Consider the following 20064-nt stretch of genomic DNA (forward strand, 5'->3'; position numbering starts at 1 on the left):
TTTCACACTGTGGGAGCAGGGAAGAAGCAGCCGTACAGCTGGATATCAGTTTATCCAGTCTAACCAGAAGAATTAGAAGACTAAGAAAGTCAAAATTGACGCTCATAAATGACTAATAGAGAGTTCTCAAACTCAATAAGAATCAGGACGTAAAGAGAAGAAAGGGCCAAATACCGGCTTTAATTATCTGAAAATATTGAATATAAATTCTAATTGAATTGGAATGAATATTGCAACTATTAAATATTGCCTGGCCATGGCCATGATGGTCAGGAAAAGGGATTGTCGGGGTCGATAGGAGTTACAAAAATTAATGCGAAAAGGGGTGAGCGCTAAGAACAATGTCGGAGTTAGAGCGGAGGGACGTACATCGATCTGTCTACCTTCTTCTCTCTCTGGTAAAGCGTTATTTAGTAATTGAGATTCAACGAGTGAATTAATTCATCGGAATTATTAAAGAAAGTTATAAGGAACGTTATGGATGGTTTTAAACCATCAACTCTATATGGCATTTATAAGGGGAGGTTACACAGGAATGGATAAGAAATTTACAATTTCTGAGATTGTTGATGATTTAGGCGTTTCAAAATATACTTGGACTGTTTATTTTTTAGTTGGTCTGGCGCTTCTTTTTGATGGGTTTGATTATATGATTGTTGCGTATACAATGCCCCAGATGGCCAAAGAATGGGCGCTGACAAAAATCCAAACAGGAAGTCTTTCTTCCTGGAGCGTTATAGGTTTAATCTTTGGAGGAGTGATGTCAGGGCTGATCTCTGATTTCATTGGCAGGAAAAGGACGCTTATTTTCTTTGTGGCATTTTACTCCTTGTTAACATTGCCTATTTATTTTGCGCAAAGTTTCCAAACATTTGCTCTACTAAGGATACTTAGCGGTATTGGTCTTGGTGCTTGTATACCTATTGCCATAACAATGATGTCGGAGAATGCACCGACTAAAAATAGGGGTTATTTTATAGGATCGGTCATGAGCTTTTATGTCTTTGGCTGGGTGATTGCAGGTATTGTAGCCATTTACGTAGTTCCTACCTTTGGTTGGAGAGTTGTCTATCTTATTGGAGCACTTCCTGCCCTATATTCTTTATTATTGATTTTTAAACTCAATGAATCAGCACACTGGCTTTTAGGCAAAGGGCGAGAAAAAGAAGCTTTAGGGATAATCAAAAAGATGGAGATAGCTGTTAAAGGTGTAGCAACTGAACGGGCTTTGGGTAGTTTAATTGCACCACCTGCTCGTAAAAAAGTTGGTGTGAGTGCTATCTTTGGTCCAGAATATCGCAAAGTGACTATGACTATTTGGGTATTGTACTTCTTTGGCACAATGGTGATATATGGAATATCAGGCTGGCTGCCTACCCTTCTTGTTGAAAAAGGATATGGTTTAGTTAAGGGTTATTCTTTCGCCATTTTACAAAATATATTTGGAATGATTGGCGGGGCGGCTACTGGTTTTGTAGCAGATATCGTTGGACGCCGAAAAAATGTAATTTTTGGTTGGATATTCACAGCCGTAGCAATTCTCTTGCTGGGAGTTGCCGGAAACCAATGGCAAGTAGTTGTTTGCGGTGTGATAGTGGGTTTTGCCATAAATTGGGCGATAAGTGGTACACAGCCGATCATGGCGGAAGCTTACCCAACCGAATTTAGAAATACCGGTGTTTCTTGGGCTCAGGCATTCGGTCGCGTTGGAGGATTTATTGGCCCTATCGGTGCTGGTTGGGTACAACAGATGGGTTTTGGATTTACTGGTACTTTCGTATACTTTGCCATTCCATCAGTAATGGCTGGGATGGTTGCATATCTCTTTGTTGTTGAGAGTAAAGGAAAAAGCATCGATAACATTTCCGGTGTTAAAGCCTAAAACATTTCGTATTACTTAGTTGCTTGATTCACATGCAATATATAGTGTTTAAAATTAATCGTCACTATAGATTGCATAATAAAATCACAAATTGGGGTTTAGCAGGAGAACATCTAATTATTTTTATTTAACTGTCATGTATCATAAGGGGGAGTTTTTTTTGTATTCGAAATTCAAAGAACAATATAAAGGAAAGTTAAAGTCACTGGAAGAAGCTGCAAAGCTGATTCAATCTGGAGACAAGATTGTGGCAAATCAATTCGTCAGCGAACCAATAGGTATATTAAATGCAATTGGTAAACGGGCTGAAGCAGGAGAATTTGATGATGTTGAGGTCCTTGGGCTTGGGCCTACGTCATCGACAGATTGGATAACACCCGAAATTTACCCTCACCTAAGGGCAAGTTCTGTGTTCATTAATTCTGCGAAATTGAGAGAAGGTGTAAGTAAAGGGTATGCTAATTATATTCCGGATAATGTAAGCGGTAATGCTGCTTCTTTTAAGTACAGGATTCAAGACCTTGAGCCAGGTAAGGCCAAGGTAATATCCGCTTCAGCCCCAATGGATAAGAATGGATATTTCTGTACTGCAACTGCACCCCTATACTTTCACGATGTGGCAAAGATGGAAAATACAACTATCATCATGGAAGTTAATGAGAATCAACCCTATGTATTTGGTGATAACTTTATTCACATATCCCAGGTTAATTGTATCGTAGAAAGCAATCGACCACTCTTTTCGATTCCTCCAGTGACAGAGGGCACTCCAGAGGAGATGGCTATTGCAGATTTGTTATTAGACATGATTGAGGATGGGTCTACAATACAGTTGGGCATTGGCGGGATGCCTAATGTACTGGGAAGACTCCTGGCAAATAAACATGATTTAGGAGCCCATACGGAGATGCTTGGAGATGCCTATAAATATCTATGGCAATTAGGCGTTCTAAACGGAAGAAAGAAAACCTTGTGTCCCAATAAAATATGTGCATGTTTTGCTATGGGGTCAGCTGAAACCTATAAGTGGATGCACGAGAATCCGTCCATAGAGATGCACAGCACATCTTGGACTAATAACTCCTATGTAATAGGTCAAAATAATAAACTTATTGCCATAAATCAAGCGGTTGAAGTGGATCTTACAGGTCAGGTGGCGTCTGAAAGCATCGGTCCGAGGCAACATAGTGGTACTGGCGGTCAGTTGGATTTCGTCCGAGGAGCACAACTTTCGTCTGGAGGGAAAGCCTTTATATGCCTCCGTTCAACAGCCAATACTAAGAAGGGCAGAGTTTCTAAAATTGCTCCATTATTAAACCACGGTACTACGGTTACCGTTCCCCGTCACGAAGTTAACTACGTCGTAACCGAATACGGAGTTGCCCAACTGCGCGGGAAGACTATGAGAGAGCGTGCGCAAGAGTTAATTGGCATTGCACATCCTGACTTTCGGGCTGAACTCCGGGAAGAGGCTAAAAAACTTAATTTGATATAAGACGGATACATCAATTCCATATTTCAATTATTAATATTAATATTAATATTCGAAAGACGGGTCTTAAAGAACTGCTAGTAATAGAAACTGGTTAATAACACATTTTCTAAAGATAGCCTTTTTGGGGTGGAAGCTAACCTGAAAGGCTATCTTTTTTGCAGCAACAACAAAAGATTATTTTATCTTTTGAGAGGATATCAAAGAAAGATGTGGTATGCTTGAAGAGATTATAGGATTATCCAGATTGCTTGAAAAAAACGATTTCGTTACTATAAAATTAATAAGCTAAAGGGTGAATGACCATACGTAATTTTAATTGGAGATCTCCATACTTATATCTGATGCTTGTACCTTTTCTTTGGTCTACCAATTTTGTTCTTGGCAAAATAGTAGTAAATACCATACCACCTTTAACTATGAGTACGGCGCGCTTTACAGTAGGAGTATTAATCCTTTCAGGAATAATGGCAAAGTCAAAAAGCCCGGAACAAGGTTCTTGGCAAAAGGCCTTTATTCCATTGCTTATAATGGGGATTGCCGGAGTCTTTGGGTTTAACAGTTTGCTTTATGCCGGACTGCGCTATACCAGTTCTACAAATAGCTCAATTATTAACTCCTTATATCCTGTTCTTGCCGCATTGCTGGCTGCCTTTTTCTTAAAGGAGCGTTTTAATGCACGTCAACTGATTGGATTGTTTTTCTCAATAGCCGGCGTTTTGCTAGTTACTTCGCGGGGTGCTTGGAGTGGATTGAGCGGGATTGTTTTTAACCAAGGCGACTTGCTGGTAATTTTGGCTTCCCTAAGTTGGGCTATTTATTCATTGGCATCCAAGATTGCGATGAAGCATCTTTCTGCCTTACAGGCCAGCACATACAGTATATACTTGGGGTTGCTTTTTCTTTATCCGGCCTCTATATATGAGCTGTCTATGGGTGCGCATGTAACCATAAGTTGGTCTGCTTTCTTAGCGCTTATATATTTGGGTATAGTTCCTACAGCGATCACTTATATTCTTTGGAACAAGGGTATTCAAGCGGTAGGTCCTACTAAAGCTGGTTATTTCTATAACCTTCTTCCTATTTATACGGCAATTTTGGCTGCGGTTTTTCTAAGTGAAAGTATCAGTTGGTATCATTTAGCAGGAGGACTGCTCGTTCTGTCAGGCGTATATTTAGGCTCTGTCGTCGTCAGAAATCAGACTGAGTCCCTAGGTCCTTCGGCTTGAGGGTGCTCGATACTATGGGTAATCCTAAAGAAAATTGCGCGGTATTTTACTTTTTAACAGGAGAATTACAATTTGTGGAGAAAGAGTAAAAGAAACTGCTATTGGGCATATGCTCAGACTGGCAGCTAAGAGATTAAACATAATAGGTTACAGATTAAGTTTGAGGAGGGAACAACTTTGGAGAAATTTTTGTTTATCCTCAGTCGCGGACTTGAGGATCCGGTTCGTGCAACCCGGGCATTTCAACTTGCGAAGGTCGCTAAAGAAAAGGGGCATGAAGTTAATATTTTCTTAGTTGATGATGCTGTGGTCTATGGAGTTTTTGGATTAGCTGATAATGTTAAGGCACCCACCGGAGATGATGCAAAAGCTTATATCGATTATTTAGTCGAGAAGAAGGTAGCATTTTATATTTGTACACCTTGCGCAAGGTACAGGCTTTTCGGCGAGGACGAATTTATCGAGGGCGCAAAATTATCTACAGCCGCACACCTAATCGATTTAGCGGTCGAATCGAAAGTGTTTACATTCTAGTTTAACAGGTTTACAGCGGGATGTAATAACGGTCTCGAAATGCACGGTATATGGCAGTGTTATTAAAGCAACTAAAGGAAACTCGCTTTAACGTTTAGTTTAATCCGGGTTTCTTTTATGTTGCCTTAATAATAGAGTTAAATTTAGCCAAAATTTAACACAAATTTCACCGAAACTTCACCAAATAGGAAGGATTTAGTAGTAAACTTAAGATGTAGCTAAGCCATATGTTTATAATCGAGAATTGAAAGGAGAGAAGTACAGCTTTGGCTAGTACGATTAAGTGAGACATTTTAACTATCTGACAAAAGAGGGTGCAGAAGCCACTTTCTTTAGAGCTCCAGAGGTTTTCGATAATAATACTCATCGAGGGATTCTTTCCCATGCACTTGGTGCGACGCTTTATATGCCTGGAACCAGAGAAACAATAGCGAAAGATATAATCTCTAAAAAAAATAGGGGACTTGCATCAACCGTGTTTTGCCTAGAGGATTCCATCGGGGATGCAGAGGTGCCTCGTGCCGAGCGGAATATTTCAACTCAAGTACAAGGGATTTATAAAGCCTTGAACGAGCAGGAGATCGAACCGATTGATCTTCCCCTCATTTTCATAAGGGTTCGCAGTGCAGAACAGATTCTCAGACTAATGGATAGGATGGGTGACAGTTCAAAGCTTATTACAGGTTTTATCTTTCCGAAATTCACGTCGGAAAGTCATGAATATTTTGAAACGGTTAAGAGCCTCAATCAACAATCAGTCGGTCCTTTTTACGGAATGCCGATTATTGAAAGTACTCAAGCTATTTATCGCGAATCACGCATCCATGAATTGATAGAAACCAAGCGGCTCTTAGACAGCTATCATGACTTAGTTTTAAATGTTAGAATAGGGGCAACCGATTTTTCCGGCTATTATGGAATCCGTCGAGGCCCAGATGTAACCATCTATGATATCACAGTGATTCGTGATTGCATCGCAGATATAATTAACATTTTTGGACGTGTTGAAAGCGATTACACAATCTCGGGACCCGTTTGGGAGTACTTCTCAAATGGAGGAAGATTTCTTAAACCTCAGCTTCGCAAGAGTCCCTTTGAACAGTTCCAGGATAATCAGGGGAATAATAGAACTAAAATTAGAAGCCAGCTTTTAAATAAATATGTTGATGGTCTAATCCGAGAAGTAATTCTAGACAAGGAAAATGGAATTATTGGGAAAACCATTATTCATCCCAGTCATATCATACCCGTACAATCTTTGTATATTGTCGGGTACGAAGAATATTTAGACGCATTAAGTATCATTGAAAACAGTAATGGCTTGCAAGGCGTGACAAAAAGCCATTATACTAATAAAATGAACGAAGTAAAACCCCATTATAAATGGGCCCAAAAGATCTTGTTAAGAGCAAAGAATTATGGAGTGTTTCATGAACAACACAATTTCATCAGCCTCTTCACCGAAGATATATACGTATAACCTTGAAGGGCAAAGGGTATCTGTTGTCCTGGAAAGCAACCCCTTTGATTTTGACCCTCAGACTTTATTTTCATTAGCGGCTAGACAGAATAAGAAACGAGGGTTTTTATTTGTAAGTAACGTTCTGGGTAAACATGTGCCTGTTGATCCTTTCGTCCCTCTGCTTGCAGGGTTTGCGCTTGCTGTACAATTCATGAGTAAGATACATAACATCAATCATGTTGATACCCAAGCTATTATTCAAGCCCTGAAGAAGAATGAGGATACAAGAAAGGTTTATGAAGCCGTAATCGCAAAATCACCCTTTGCCTTGCCTCAGGAAACATTATTCATTGGCTTCGCCGAAACAGCAACAGGACTGGGGCATGCAGTGTTCAGTGTGTTTGATAATGCACATTACCTTCATACAACACGCGAGGAAATACCGCTGTTGCCCGTTGAACTCGATTTTAGTGAAGACCATTCCCATGCTGTTAATCATAGGTGTTATCCTATAGACCCTAAAATACTTAGAAATCCAAAAACTGTCATTCTCGTTGATGATGAGATTACGACGGGAAACACTGCTTTAAATATAATTGGGGCAATTCATTTGAAATTTCCCAAAACGAATTATGTTGTCTTATCGCTCTTAGATTGGAGAACGAGAGAAGAAAGGGACAATTATAAAAAGCTGGAGCAACAGTTGGATATTAGAATTGATACTATTTCCCTTTTAGAAGGGGAAATAGAGGTTAGCGGTCAAGCCTTTTCTGAGCAAATGGGTCAAAGGAACCTTGTGCCAGAGACATATTTTCCAGAAGGTTTCCCTTTAAATAACGAACAAAAATTTCTCAACATCCAGGATGTGATTTCGGTTTTTTCCGTAGATTCTAAGGGAAACAGCAGTCTGTCACCTTATCTAAAGTTGACAGGGAGATTTGGACTGTCAAGCAGGGAGGACCGGGAAATTCTGCCTTTAGCAAAGAAGATTGCTGAATCACTTAAGCGCGATAGGGCAGGCGGAAAAACTCTTTGCCTGGGAACCGGCGAATTTATGTATTTGCCCATGCTCATCTCAGCTTATATGGGAAAGGGAATAAGGTATCATACCACTACGAGGAGTCCAATCTATCCCTTCCCTATAGCTCAGTATGGGGTTCAAAATGGTTTTGCCTATAACTGTCCTGACAATGAGAGTATCACTAATTACATTTATAATATTCCCTTAAACTATTACGATGAGGTGTATTTGTTTCTTGAAAGAGAAGTTAGCCCTGAGGGATTAAATTCCTTGTTGAATGTCTTTCATAAGATAGGTATACCACGACTGGTTTTAGTTATTAGCTCTTCAAGAGCCGTCCAAGACTAACCTGTTAAGTAGCCATTCGCATAATAACAAAATGAAAAGAGGTGACTGTTAGGTGAACGATAAGCTCTTCACTCATCCCATTCCTGAACCCGAGCCAATGGGATGTTATAACCCTAAAGATGTGGTTTTTTTACTTAAAAATCTTAATGGGTTATTGACGGAGACTGATCTTCAAACTCGTGAGCAAAAAATTCAGTCTGGCGGTCATTATTCAGAAATGTTGCCGATAGAGTATGAACCAACCAAGGACTATCTCGATCTTTTCTATCAAACACTTCATGAGAGTGCGACTAAAGTTGCCATGGCAGTGGGTATAGTATCAGAACGCATTTTACAGAATAACGGACCAAAGATAGTGCTTGCTTCTCTGGCACGTGCAGGAACTCCCATTGGAATCCTTATTAAACGTTACCTCTTAGAAAAAAAAGGCTTAGATCTGCCTCATTACAGCATTTCAATTATTAGAGGCAGAGGTATTGATGAGAATGCGATACTATATATTCTTCAGAATCACAAGGGTGCAAAAATTCAGTTTGTTGATGGTTGGACAGGCAAAGGGGCAATAACTGAGGTTTTAAGGCAAGCGTGTGTAGATTTTAAAGCTAAGTACCAGTTCGAATTAGATAGTGATTTAGCAGTCCTTGCAGATCCAGGGCACTGTGTGAAAACTTTTGGAACAAGAGAGGACTTTTTAATTCCCAGTGCTTGTCTGAATTCAACTGTCTCGGGGCTGGTTAGTCGCACTGTATTTCGGACTGATCTCATTGGAGATAAAGAATTCCACGGGGCAAGATTTTATGAAGAACTTCTAAAAGGAGAAGTATCTAATCTTTTCGTAGATACAATTTCTAAGGAATTTAAAGAGCTAAAACTTCAAGATGTGAAATCCCAGACTATCGATGACAATGCTGAGGTCGAGGTCTCTTGGCAAGGCTTAAAATCATTAACAACTATCAAAGAGAAGTATGGGATTAAAGATATCAACTTTATTAAACCTGGCATTGGAGAAACAACAAGAGTTCTTTTAAGGCGATTGCCGGATAGAGTTTTAGTGGATAGTATTGAGAACACCAAATTGAAACATATTATGTTGCTTTGTAAGGATAAAGGAGTTCCGGTCGAAGAATATCCTTATCTAACCTACTCCTGTTGCGGCATAGTTAAACAAATATCATGATGAATAAAACGATGTTTGCGAGCGATCTTGATCAAACCTTGATTTATTCATACCGATCAATTATCAACGAAAAGGTTGAGGTACAAACCCATCCGGTTGAATGGTTCGAGGATCGATATATTTCTTATATGACTGAAAGCGCCCTAACTAAATTACAGCGGATTTCTAAGGAATTTCTTTTCGTGCCAGTAACAACTCGAACTAAACTTCAATATCAGAGGATAAACTTACTTGATTATAACATTTCATATCAATACGCTGTAACTAGTAATGGCGGGACAATCTTTTATAACGGGATTGAAGATCGAGACTGGATGCGAAAAATTTCTGCTTCTAAAGATAATTGTTTGGAAGCGGAGGATCTCATCAGTAGGTTTAATGAAATAAGACATCCTTCATGGGTAAATCCGGATTCCGGTAAATTAGCGGATAACTTGTTTTTTTACTGTTTAATAGAACGTGAAAAAATTCCCATAACCGAGTTGGCAGCCTTTAAACTATGGGCGAAGGATAAAAACTGGGAGTTATCTATTCAAGGGAGAAAGCTTTATTTAGTTCCCATGAATGTCAATAAGAAGGCGGCTGTCCAATATATCAGAGCAAAAGAAGGGATTAACCTGGTTATAGCAGCGGGAGATTCTTTGCTGGATCTGGATATGCTAAAAGCTGCAAATTTTGCTGTTGCACCAGCACATGGAGAATTGTATTCTCTTTATTCACAGAGAAATTCTGACTTGGAAATGATAAGATTTACTAAGAAAAGTGGAATTAAAGCTGGAGAAGAGATTTTAGATTATGTAGATGGTACCCTGTCCCCGAAATTGGTAGTATAAAATTCTTATTAATTGTAAAATATATAATGGTAAACATTGGGTGGAGAGATAAATAACTATGTCATAATGAAGGTGATTAGTAATTAATGAATTATTAATTGCTGGGTGCAAAATATGTGAAAGTTATGTGAAACATTATGTTTTGGGTTTTTCCCCAAAGCTTTCCTGTGGTAAGATACAAGTATTCCATTATTTTCACATTTTGCTTTAAGAAATAAAGGAAAAAATAAAGAAGTAGAGAAGACAGATGATATAACACTTGGTATTTAAAAAAGGGGGATTCATAGTGGGAATTAATTTGCAAAAAGGGCAAAAAATTGATTTAACAAAAGGAAATCCTGGCTTATCAAAAATCATGGTAGGCTTAGGATGGGATGAAGTATCGAAGTCGAAATCGGGAGGACTCCTTGGAGGTCTTTTTGGAGGGGGCAGCGGCGGAAGCGCTGCAATTGACTGTGATGCCTCAGCGATTCTTCTCGATGCCCAAGGTAAGCTTACTTCAAAGGATCGTTTGGTTTACTTTGGTAATCTGCAAAGTGGTGACAAAAGCGTAAAACATACTGGAGATAACCTTACGGGTGCTGGAGATGGAGACGATGAACAAATAAATGTAGAACTAAGCAGTGTCCCTAGCAGCGTTGAAAAGATAGTTTTTGTCGTTAATATTTATGATTGCGTGAAACGTAAACAAGACTTTGGACTCATTGCTAATGCCTTCATTAGAGTGGTCAATCCAGTTAATGGGCAAGAATTTTGTCGGTTTAATTTAACTGAAAGTTATGCTGGTAAAACTAGCTTAGTGGTTGCAGAAGTTTATCGTCACAGCAATGAGTGGAAATTCGCCGCTATTGGTGAAGGTACGACTGATGCATCCCTAAGTGAACTTATTCGTCGATATCAATAGTTTGAAAAAATATTAAGGGGGATAATAAAATGGCGATTAGTTTACAAAAAGGACAAAAAGTGGATCTTACTAAATCAAATCCGGGTCTTACAAAAATTATTATTGGTCTGGGCTGGGATGTCAACAAGTATGATGGCGGAAAAGATTTTGATTTAGATGCCTCTGTATTTTTGTTAAATCCCGAAGGAAAAGTCACAGATGAAAAGAACTTTGTCTTTTTTAACAACCCAAAGAGTCCCGATAATTCAGTGACACATACCGGCGACAATCGTTCGGGTGCTGGTGACGGGGATGATGAGCAAATCAAAGTTGACTTAGCACTCGTATCAAGTAGTGTATCTAAGGTCACCTTTGCGATTACAATTCATGAAGCTCAAGAACGCAGTCAAAACTTTGGGCAAGTTTCTAACGCTTATGTACGAGTTTTAAGCGAAGCATCGGGCGAAGAGTTAATTCGTTACGATCTTGGGGAAGACTTCTCAGTTGAGACAGCCGTTGTGGTGGGCGAGCTTTATCGGAATAATGCAGAGTGGAAGTTTAATGCCATCGGCAGCGGTTACCAAAACGGCTTAGCCGGGTTGTGTAAAGATTTCGGACTAGACGTATAAGGCGGAGGTCAGAAGCCAGAGGTCGGATAGGTAATAGCTGTAGTTTCTTCTGAAGATTTGATATCAAGCTTTAGTCAATTGGTTTTCTGACTTTAACTTTGATATAAAGATATGTCCTAAATGAATAATAAGAGGTGTTTTTATGGCAGTCATTAGTCTTCAAAAAGGACAAAAGATTGACTTAACTAAGGGGAACCCTGGTCTAACGAAGATCATTGTCGGATTGGGTTGGGATACCAACAAGTATTCTGGCGGGTCAGATTTTGACTTGGATGCCTCGGTGTTCTTACTTGACAAAAACGGTAAAGCCGGCGGTATTGAAGATTTCATATATTACAACAATCTCGTTGGGGGTAACGGATCAGTACAACATACTGGGGACAATCTTACTGGAGCAGGTGATGGGGATGATGAACAAGTTAATGTTGATCTGGCCACTGTACCTGCACATGTGGAAAAAATTGCCTTTACTGTTACAATTCATGATGCCGCACAAAGATCGCAGAACTTTGGCCAAGTATCGAATGCTTTTGTGCGCGTTATCAACGAAACTAACGGACAAGAAGTCATGCGGTATGATTTAGGCGAAGATTTCTCGGTTGAAACAGCACTTGTAGTATGCGAGCTCTATCGTCACCAAGGAGAATGGAAGTTTAATGCTATTGGCAGTGGTTTCTCAGGGGGACTGGCTGCCCTTTGCGCAAACTATGGTTTACAAGTAGGTTAAAATGCATATATTAAGAGACGCATCCATTATTTGGGTGCGTCTTTTTCATAGTCGTTAACCAAAGAGACGTTCCGGTAAATGTTAGAAGACTTGAGGAAAAGGATTTGCAAATATCTTAGGAAGCTAGTCTTAAAAATGTTAATAACATAGGGGATTTAGATGTTATACGCTTAAAAACGACGGAATATTATGATTTTAGGTTTAGAAGGCCATTTTTGCTGATTGATCTTTATGAAGTTGTTGCTTATGATTAAATTCACGTTATCTTCTAATATTAGGGATAATATATTAATTTATACAATTCGGAAGGGGGGTAGAAATGCCAGTATCTGCTGAATCATTATTTGTATTTATGTTAGGGTCTCTGTTATTAGGAGCCATACTCTCTTATGTCCTGCAAAAGAAACCACACATAAGCATTTTTATGGGCTATTCCTTTGCCAGTATGGCTAGTCTGTCTGGTCTGATTTTAGGTCCGACACTTTTATTGTCTGAGCGCTCGTTAGAAATAATTTTGCCTTGGTCAATTTTTGGGACTGCCCTTCAATTTACGGTTGATCCTTTAACCGCGTTTTTTATCACTGTTATCTCGGTCCTCGGTCTATCGGCGTCTGTCTTTTCTTATGGCTATGCCAGAGCTTATATAGGCAAACAAAATGTAGGACTTTTAGGGTTGTTTTATAACCTTTTTATCTTCTCGATGTTAGCTCTAGTGTCAAGCAGTAATACATTTATGTTTCTGCTTTTTTGGGAGATAATGTCGCTGGTGTCTTATTTCTTGGTAGTATTTGAACATCAGGATTATCGAGTTCGCCGGGCTGGTTTCATTTATATAGTGATGACACATATTGGCACAGCGTTTCTAATTATTGCATTTTTAATTTTATACAATGAGACAGGCAGTTATCTTCTTTTTAGTCAATACGCTGGTGTATCCCAAAGTCTTTCCCCAACGATGAAATCTGTTATCTTTATTCTAGTCACTCTTGGATTTGGGACTAAAGCAGGGATTGTACCTTTACATATTTGGTTACCGAAGGCTCATCCTGCTGCTCCAAGCAATGTTTCGGCCCTAATGTCCGGAATAATGCTAAAAACAGCGATTTATGGATTTATTAGAATCACCTTTGGGGTCTTAGGTACAGGTCCTCTTTGGTGGGGGGGATTAATCCTCATTATTGGGGCAGTGTCTGCCTTACTGGGGGTTATGTATGCCTTAATGGAGCATGATATTAAAGGCTTGTTGGCCTACCATAGCGTAGAGAATATCGGAATTATTTTATTGGGTATCGGCTCCGCTCTTATTTTTGTAAGCGATGGCAGCCATCATCTTGCGATGATCGGTTTGACGGCGGGCTTGTTTCATACGTTCAATCATGCGGTTTTCAAAGGGTTACTCTTTTTAGGAGCCGGAGCGGTTCATTATGCGACACATACAAGAGACATAGAAGAAATGGGTGGGCTTTTAAAAAGAATGCCATGGACGGGATTCTTTTTTCTTATTGGGTCGATTTCAATCTCCGCTATCCCTCCTTTCAATGGTTTTGCCAGCGAGTGGATGACTTTCCAATCATTATTGGGGTTGGGTACGGCGAATCTGGGAGCGGGTATTAATATTATGGGGCCGATTCTGGCAGCTGCTTTAGCCTTAACTGGTGCTCTGGCCGCTGCCTGTTTTGTCAAAGCCTTTGGGATTATGTTTCTTGCCTTACCTCGCAGTGCCAAGGCTGAAAAAGCTAAAGAAGTACCTCGAACAATGCTGGTTGGCATGGGTCTATTAGCTTCATTATGCTTTCTCTTTGGGGTTGTGCCTTCTTTGGTTATTGACCTATTAAGTCCTGTTACGGCTAGCCTCCTTAGTGTAGTAACGATTCAGATGGGCGGGTATGACTGGCTGGCCATTACTTCGATTATCGAGCAGGGGACAGTTCTTGGTGCCACTTCCATATCCCCTGTAATTATGCTGGCTGTTCTGATGTTATGTGCCTTGTTGGTCTATCTGATTTTCACTAGATTTGGCAAGTTTAGAAAGACTCGAATTGATGAAACCTGGAATTGCGGGGTAGCTCAAACTTCTAACATGGAGTATACTGCCACCTCTTTTTCTAAACCTATCCGAATCATGTTTCGAGCAATATTTCGGCCAACTAGAAAAATCGAAAAAGAATATGTCCTTAAACCCTATTTTACCAGTCGTATCAAATATAAAGGGGGCATTAAACCCTTTTTTGAAGATACTCTTTACAGACCTCAATTTAGATTTTTCTTAAAATTAGCAAATAAATTTACTGTATTACAATCCGGAAGTATTCAGCTTTATTTATCGTATATCTTTGTTACCTTGGTTGTATTGCTTATTTTTGCCAGATAGGAGGGGATTATGTGCTTAGAGAAGCAGCTGTCGGTGCTTACCAAATGCTCTTGATTGTATTATTTGCACCTTTACTCACAGGAATAATCAAGAAGACCAAGGCTTTTTTTCAAACGCGTAAGGGGCCTAGAGTTTTTCAACCTTATTATGATCTTTATAAGTATATGCAAAAAGAGTCGGTGGTATCAGAACATGCTTCATGGATTTTTAGAGTAACTCCTCATATTTATCTCGCTTCGATGTTAACGGCAGCCGCAATAGTTCCGGTAGTAGCAACTAAAAGCTTTTTAGACTTCACTGGAGATCTCATTCTTATCATTTACCTCTTCGCTCTTGCTCGGTTTTTCTTGGCTCTGGCAGGTTTAGATGCCGGAAGCGCCTTTGGCGGAATGGGCAGCAGCAGGGAAATGGCCGTTGCCGCGATCTCAGAGCCAGCGTTCATGTTGCCGCTCTTTACTATGGCAGTTGCTGCGGGGACGACAAACCTGACGGGAATTGTAGAAAGTGTTATCAATGGCGGAGAGGGGGTCTTAACCCTCGCTCATCTAATGTCCTTTGTGGCTCTGTTTATTGTGGCTGTTGCGGAAACCGGGCGAATTCCCGTCGATAATCCAGATACTCATTTAGAGTTAACCATGATCCATGAAGGCATGATGTTGGAATACTCAGGTAAGAATCTGGCGTTGCTGTCAGTGGCGGTATCTATTAAACAATTGCTGATCTTTACATTGCTGGTTAATATCTTTTTTCCATGGGGAATAGCTTCCGCCTTTGGGATAGGAGCTTTGATTTTCGGCAGCCTGGTGTTTATTTTAAAAGTAACAGTCATAGGCATAATCATGGCCATTGTAGAAACTTCTTTCGCTAAAACCAGGTTATTCAAGGTACCTGATTTACTCCTGGGATCTTTTTTTATAGGCTTAATAGGACTCGTTTCTAAGTTTGTGTTCAGGGGGTAATTTACGTGGAAATGCAAAATTATCAGGGCCTCGTTGATTTCTTAATAGAGCTTGTTTTGGCAACTGTCTTTTTAATCATTATTGCCCGCCGGTTTAATAATGTGATTATGGCGGTGATTATCCAAGGAGTTTTACTAGGGGTTTTATGTATTACCTTGGGATGGGCGACTGGAAATTATGAGATGTATATCGCTGCGTTATTAACCTTAGTGGTGAAAGCGGGAATAATTCCCTTTGTGCTAAATAAAGCTGTCCATAAAGTGGCAATCAACAGGGTGGTAGAATCCTTTCTAAGCTTGAAACTAATGTTGTTGTTTGCCTTTTGTCTCGTTTTCACATCGTATTTAGTGACTGGGCAAGTCATTGGAAAAGGATCAGGTCTTATTCACGAGGCGTTGCCGGCTGCCATTTCCATGATGCTGATTGGGTTGTTTCTCATGATAAATCTAAAGTTCCCAATTATGCAAATCGTGGGCTTAGTTGTCATAGAAAATGGAATCTTTTTGGCTGGGATAGGTACAACCCATGGTATGCCTTTGGTTGTTGAGCTGGGAATCTTCATGGATATTTTAGTAGGTGTTTTAATCATGGGTGTGCTAGTGTTCCAAATTAATAGGAGCTTTGACACGATTGACACAAAAAATTTAAGGAATTTACGGGGTTGATTGTATGCCGCTGATTTTACTTGCTCTACCCTTGGGTATAGCTCTCTTAAGCATGATGGTTTCGAATCGAAGACTATTAGGGGCTATCAGTATAGTGGGCTCTGGGATGACCGTCTTAACAGCATTACTCATTGCTCGACAGGTTTTTGCCGGCTCTAGTGTGGTTTGGGGTCAATTTATCGTTATTGATGCACTAAGTGCTTTAATTCTTTGTCTGGTCGCCATTATTGGGTTGATGGTTGCTTTGTACTCTGTAGGTTATCTTGCTCATGATATTAGAATTGGGGAGTTTTCAGAAACTCGAGTCAAATGGTATTATTTTTGGATGTATATCTTTGTATTTACCATGTTTCTCGCGCTAGTATCTGCAAACCTGGGCATCATGTGGGTAGCTGTCGAAGGGACGACGCTTGCTACTGCTTTATTAGTAGGTTTTTACAACAAGAAGAATTCTTTGGAAGCTGCCTGGAAGTACATTATCATTTGTACAGTAGGCATTATTTTTGCCTTGTTCGGAACCCTCCTTTTGCATTATGCTGCTGTTTCAGTGACTGGCGAAAGCGGTTCTTTGGATTGGCAGACTCTGAGGCAGGTCGCCGAACGACTGGATCCGATGTTGCTTAAACTAGCCTTCATTTTTGCCTTAGTGGGCTTTGGGACAAAGGTTGGTTTAGCGCCTATGCATACTTGGTTGCCTGACGCTCACAGCCAAGCTCCTTCTCCCATCAGTGCAATGCTTTCAGGAGTGCTTTTAAATTGTGCCTTTTATAGTATTGTTCGCTTTCACTTGGTTGTTTCCGAATCCCTGGGGCCGCAGTTCTCATCGAATTTAATTTTAATCTTTGGTGTAGTATCAATTTCCGTTGCCTTACCCTTTATTCTTATTCAGCATGACATTAAGAGGTTGCTCGCTTACTCAAGTATTGAGCATATGGGAATTATCGCTGTTGCAGTAGGCTTTGGAAGTAAATTTGCCTTGTATGGTGCTTTCCTACACATGATTAATCATGCCTTGACCAAATCATCACTCTTTTTCATTGCGGGTAATGTTAGTCAACATTATCACACCAAAAGGATTCTTAGAATAAAAGGATTACTTAAAACAATGCCCGTAACAGGTCCGGCCTTAATGATTGGGGGCTTAGCAATCGCTGGAGCGCCTCCATTTAGTATTTTTACCAGCGAATTTATAATTCTTAGTTCAGGTTTTGCTCAAGGGAGGTACGCGGTTACAAGTTTAATCTTAATCTTAATTACGTTAATCTTTACGGGATTTATTTATGCGATTAGCAAGATGGCTTTTGGGACACCGCCGAGCAGGGTTAAGGTGGGCGAGGATGGGAAATTCGGCAATGCCCTTATTCTGATTTCACTAGTGCCTGTAGTTGTTTTCGGGGTATACATCCCAGGATTTATCGAAGACATTCTGCAACAGGTAACGACCGTGTTTATAGGGGGGAACCAGTGATGATAAGGCAAGACAGGGTCATTGCTATGATTTCTAGTTGCTTTGGGGAACGGGTAATCATCGCTAAGGTCCATTATAATGAGCTGCATCTGGAAATTGATAAGAACGAAATTCCTATCCTGGCTGTTAAATTACGGGATTGGGGCTTCCCTTTAATTCAACTTACGGCTGCAGATGAGCGGGGAAATACCGGGGATTTTCGTCTGTTTTATACTTTTGCCAATGATCTTGAAAATTTTCTGATGATTGTGAGTGTGTCCATAGCTGAAACCGAGCTGTCTTTTCCTTCGATAACGGAGGTAGTTCCGGCAGCTCATTGGTACGAACGCGAGATTCAGGATCTTTTTGGCTTGGATTCTATTGGGCACCCGGACAAAAGGTGCTTGGCTGTCCATGAAGATTGGCCGGAGGGATTGTATCCCTTGCGTAAGGATTTCAGTTTAGATTCTGAGGTCCCAAGGACGGAGGGCCGGCAATCCTACGATAGGGTTGAAGGTGAAGGAGTAATGCAAGTTCCCGTCGGGCCTATTCATGCGGGAATTATTGAACCAGGGCATTTTCTATTTAGTGCAGTGGGAGATACTGTCATTAATTTGGAGGCCAGGTTATTTTTCACTCATAGAGGAATGGAGAAATTAACTGAAGGAAAAACTCCTTTAGATGCATTTCCAATCGTGGAACGAATCTGTGGGGCTTGTTCTTTTTCTCATGCCACATCTTATTGTCAGGCCATAGAAAAACTCTCTGGAACTGAAGTTTCCACAAGGGTCCAGTATATAAGGACGGTTGTTTTGGAATTAGAACGCTTATATAATCATGTGGGGGATGTTGGGAATATTTGTGCAGGGGTTGGTTTCGCCTTCGGAACGATGCATGGAGCACGTCTGAAAGAAGATATCATGAGACTCAACGAAACAGTTTTTGGAAGCAGGTTCTTGAGAGGAATTAATACCCCCGGTGGGGTTAGAAGAGATATTTCAGTTCTGGACAGTGACCTCATTTTAGCTACCTTAGATAAACTTGAACTTGAGTTTAGAGAGTTAGTTGAAATTCTGTTAGATACTAATTCCTATATGGATAGAGTCCAGACTACCGGTGTATTATTGAATCAGATTGCCAGGGACTTGCATGCTGTCGGACCAGCAGCAAGAGCTTCAGGCGTTGATCGGGATGTGCGGCGGGACCATCCTTATGCCGCTTACAACCGTGTTTCATTCAAAGTGCCGGTTTATGAGCAAGGGGATGTTTTAGCCAGGGTCAAAGTGCGGATTGATGAAACCTATGAATCCATCAACATCATTAGACAGATTTTAGCATCGGTGCCCAATGGTAAATTAATTCAAACCTTAGGAGAGATGATTCCCTACAATTATGCTATAGGTATGACAGAGTCCGCTAGGGGAGAAAATGTACACTTTATCATGATAGGTAAGGATCAAACAATATATCGCTATATGGTGCGCTCAGCGTCCTATGTTAATTGGCCGGTGATTCCTTCAACGGTACCGGGAAATATCATTCCTGATTTTCCGGTAATTAACAAGAGTTTTGAGCTATGTTACTCTTGTCTGGATAGATGATGCTATGAGTATGTTTTAATAGGAGGGCTATGATGCTCAGACTTTTTCGCAAGAGCTTAAAGACAGGTACAATTACAACGGACTATCCGCAAACTCCAAGTGTTCCGGGGATTGGTTTTCAAGGGTTGCCGGAATGGCAGGTGCTAAGTTGCGTTCAATGTGGTCAGTGTGCAGACATATGTCCAACAAAGGCCATAAAATTGCAAAGCGGAAAGAAGGAAGCTTTTTGGACAGTAGACCCCAAGAAATGTATTTTTTGTGGGTACTGTGTTGAGGTTTGTACCCGCTCAATTGTTCAAGGTGAGCAATATGAATTCGTAGAAAGTGCTGATAGAGCTCCTCAAGCTCAGGCTTTTAAACATTCAGTTCACATACGGCATCTTGATTCAGGGTCTTGTAATGCCTGTGATTGGGAAATGACGACTCTGACAGGGCCTGTTTACGATATACAACGTTTGGGCTTTGATTTTGTGGCATCTCCCCGTCATGCCGATGTGTTAATGGTAACCGGGCCGGTAACCAGAAACTTAGAAATCGCAGTGCGTAAGACCTTTGCGGCGACCCCTGCACCTAAACTTGTGTTAGCTGTGGGAACATGTGCATGCAGTGGGGGGATTTGCGGTAAAAGCTATGCCAGCTCCGGGGGAGTCAATAATATCATACCGGTAGATGTCTTTATACCAGGCTGTCCACCGCGGCCGCAAGCCTTGATTCAAGGCTTGCTCAAAGCTGTCGGCAGAGCTTAAAAGCAAGAAATTCCCTCTGCCCCCTCTGCATATAACAATAATCCCTGGAGCCCGCAAA

At 40.5% G+C, this 20064-nt stretch carries 17 protein-coding genes; all 17 read left to right on the forward strand.

The features are described 5' to 3' along the window. The first annotated feature begins 535 nt into the window (after positions 1 to 535). The 17 genes from LJE72_RS17105 to nuoB all read left to right on the forward strand — a co-directional run bounded on the left by LJE72_RS17105 (position 536) and on the right by nuoB (position 20006). Positions 536 to 1882, forward strand: a complete 1347-nt coding sequence (locus tag LJE72_RS17105; protein ID WP_229249085.1) for an MFS transporter — start codon at positions 536 to 538, stop codon at positions 1880 to 1882. Positions 1883 to 2042: 160 nt separating this feature from the next. Next, positions 2043 to 3377 (forward strand): acetyl-CoA hydrolase/transferase family protein, encoded by a 1335-nt coding sequence (locus tag LJE72_RS17110; RefSeq protein WP_229249086.1) that lies wholly within the window; start codon positions 2043 to 2045, stop codon positions 3375 to 3377. Between the two features lie 296 nt (positions 3378 to 3673). Continuing rightward, entirely contained in the window at positions 3674 to 4603 is a 930-nt protein-coding gene (locus tag LJE72_RS17115; protein WP_282437918.1) for a DMT family transporter, read from the forward strand. 177 nt (positions 4604 to 4780) lie between these two features. After that, positions 4781 to 5137 (forward strand): DsrE family protein, encoded by a 357-nt coding sequence (locus LJE72_RS17120; protein ID WP_229249087.1) that lies wholly within the window; start codon positions 4781 to 4783, stop codon positions 5135 to 5137. 283 nt (positions 5138 to 5420) lie between these two features. Then, a complete protein-coding gene (locus tag LJE72_RS17125; protein WP_229249088.1) occupies positions 5421 to 6617 on the forward strand; it encodes an HpcH/HpaI aldolase/citrate lyase family protein in 1197 nt (398 codons plus the stop codon). Continuing rightward, on the forward strand, positions 6568 to 7968 hold the full coding sequence (locus LJE72_RS17130; RefSeq protein ID WP_229249090.1) for a phosphoribosyltransferase family protein: 1401 nt from the start codon (positions 6568 to 6570) through the stop codon (positions 7966 to 7968). Before LJE72_RS17125 ends, LJE72_RS17130 begins: the two co-directional genes overlap by 50 nt. 52 nt (positions 7969 to 8020) lie before the next feature. Further along, positions 8021 to 9145 carry a cysteine protease StiP family protein gene (locus tag LJE72_RS17135; RefSeq protein ID WP_229249092.1) on the forward strand — a complete coding sequence of 375 codons (1125 nt, stop codon included), beginning with the start codon at positions 8021 to 8023 and terminating at the stop codon, positions 9143 to 9145. 11 nt (positions 9146 to 9156) lie between these two features. After that, positions 9157 to 9978: an HAD family hydrolase gene (locus LJE72_RS17140; protein WP_229249094.1), complete on the forward strand. Its 822-nt coding sequence runs from the start codon at positions 9157 to 9159 to the stop codon at positions 9976 to 9978. 286 nt (positions 9979 to 10264) lie between these two features. Then, positions 10265 to 10882, forward strand: coding sequence for a TerD family protein (locus LJE72_RS17145; RefSeq protein WP_229249095.1), 618 nt, complete (start codon positions 10265 to 10267; stop codon positions 10880 to 10882). A gap of 29 nt (positions 10883 to 10911) precedes the next feature. Continuing rightward, the gene (locus LJE72_RS17150) at positions 10912 to 11490 is read left to right on the forward strand and encodes a TerD family protein (RefSeq protein WP_229249097.1); all 579 of its coding nucleotides are present in this window, start codon (positions 10912 to 10914) and stop codon (positions 11488 to 11490) included. Between the two features lie 142 nt (positions 11491 to 11632). Next, positions 11633 to 12217: a TerD family protein gene (locus LJE72_RS17155; protein WP_229249099.1), complete on the forward strand. Its 585-nt coding sequence runs from the start codon at positions 11633 to 11635 to the stop codon at positions 12215 to 12217. Positions 12218 to 12536: 319 nt separating this feature from the next. Next, positions 12537 to 14588, forward strand: coding sequence for a hydrogenase 4 subunit B (gene hyfB, locus LJE72_RS17160; RefSeq protein ID WP_229249101.1), 2052 nt, complete (start codon positions 12537 to 12539; stop codon positions 14586 to 14588). A gap of 11 nt (positions 14589 to 14599) precedes the next feature. Then, positions 14600 to 15547, forward strand: coding sequence for a respiratory chain complex I subunit 1 family protein (locus tag LJE72_RS17165; protein ID WP_229249103.1), 948 nt, complete (start codon positions 14600 to 14602; stop codon positions 15545 to 15547). Between the two features lie 11 nt (positions 15548 to 15558). Next, positions 15559 to 16212, forward strand: coding sequence for a hydrogenase (locus LJE72_RS17170; protein ID WP_229249181.1), 654 nt, complete (start codon positions 15559 to 15561; stop codon positions 16210 to 16212). Between the two features lie 4 nt (positions 16213 to 16216). After that, entirely contained in the window at positions 16217 to 17680 is a 1464-nt protein-coding gene (locus LJE72_RS17175; RefSeq protein WP_229249105.1) for a hydrogenase 4 subunit F, read from the forward strand. Further along, positions 17680 to 19260, forward strand: coding sequence for a hydrogenase large subunit (locus tag LJE72_RS17180; protein ID WP_229249182.1), 1581 nt, complete (start codon positions 17680 to 17682; stop codon positions 19258 to 19260). Before LJE72_RS17175 ends, LJE72_RS17180 begins: the two co-directional genes overlap by 1 nt. 29 nt (positions 19261 to 19289) lie before the next feature. Beyond that, entirely contained in the window at positions 19290 to 20006 is a 717-nt protein-coding gene (nuoB, locus tag LJE72_RS17185; RefSeq protein ID WP_312038941.1) for an NADH-quinone oxidoreductase subunit NuoB, read from the forward strand. Positions 20007 to 20064 lie beyond the last annotated feature (58 nt).

The organism is Desulfosporosinus shakirovi (assembly GCF_020595055.1).
Lineage (GTDB): Bacteria > Bacillota > Desulfitobacteriia > Desulfitobacteriales > Desulfitobacteriaceae > Desulfosporosinus > Desulfosporosinus shakirovi.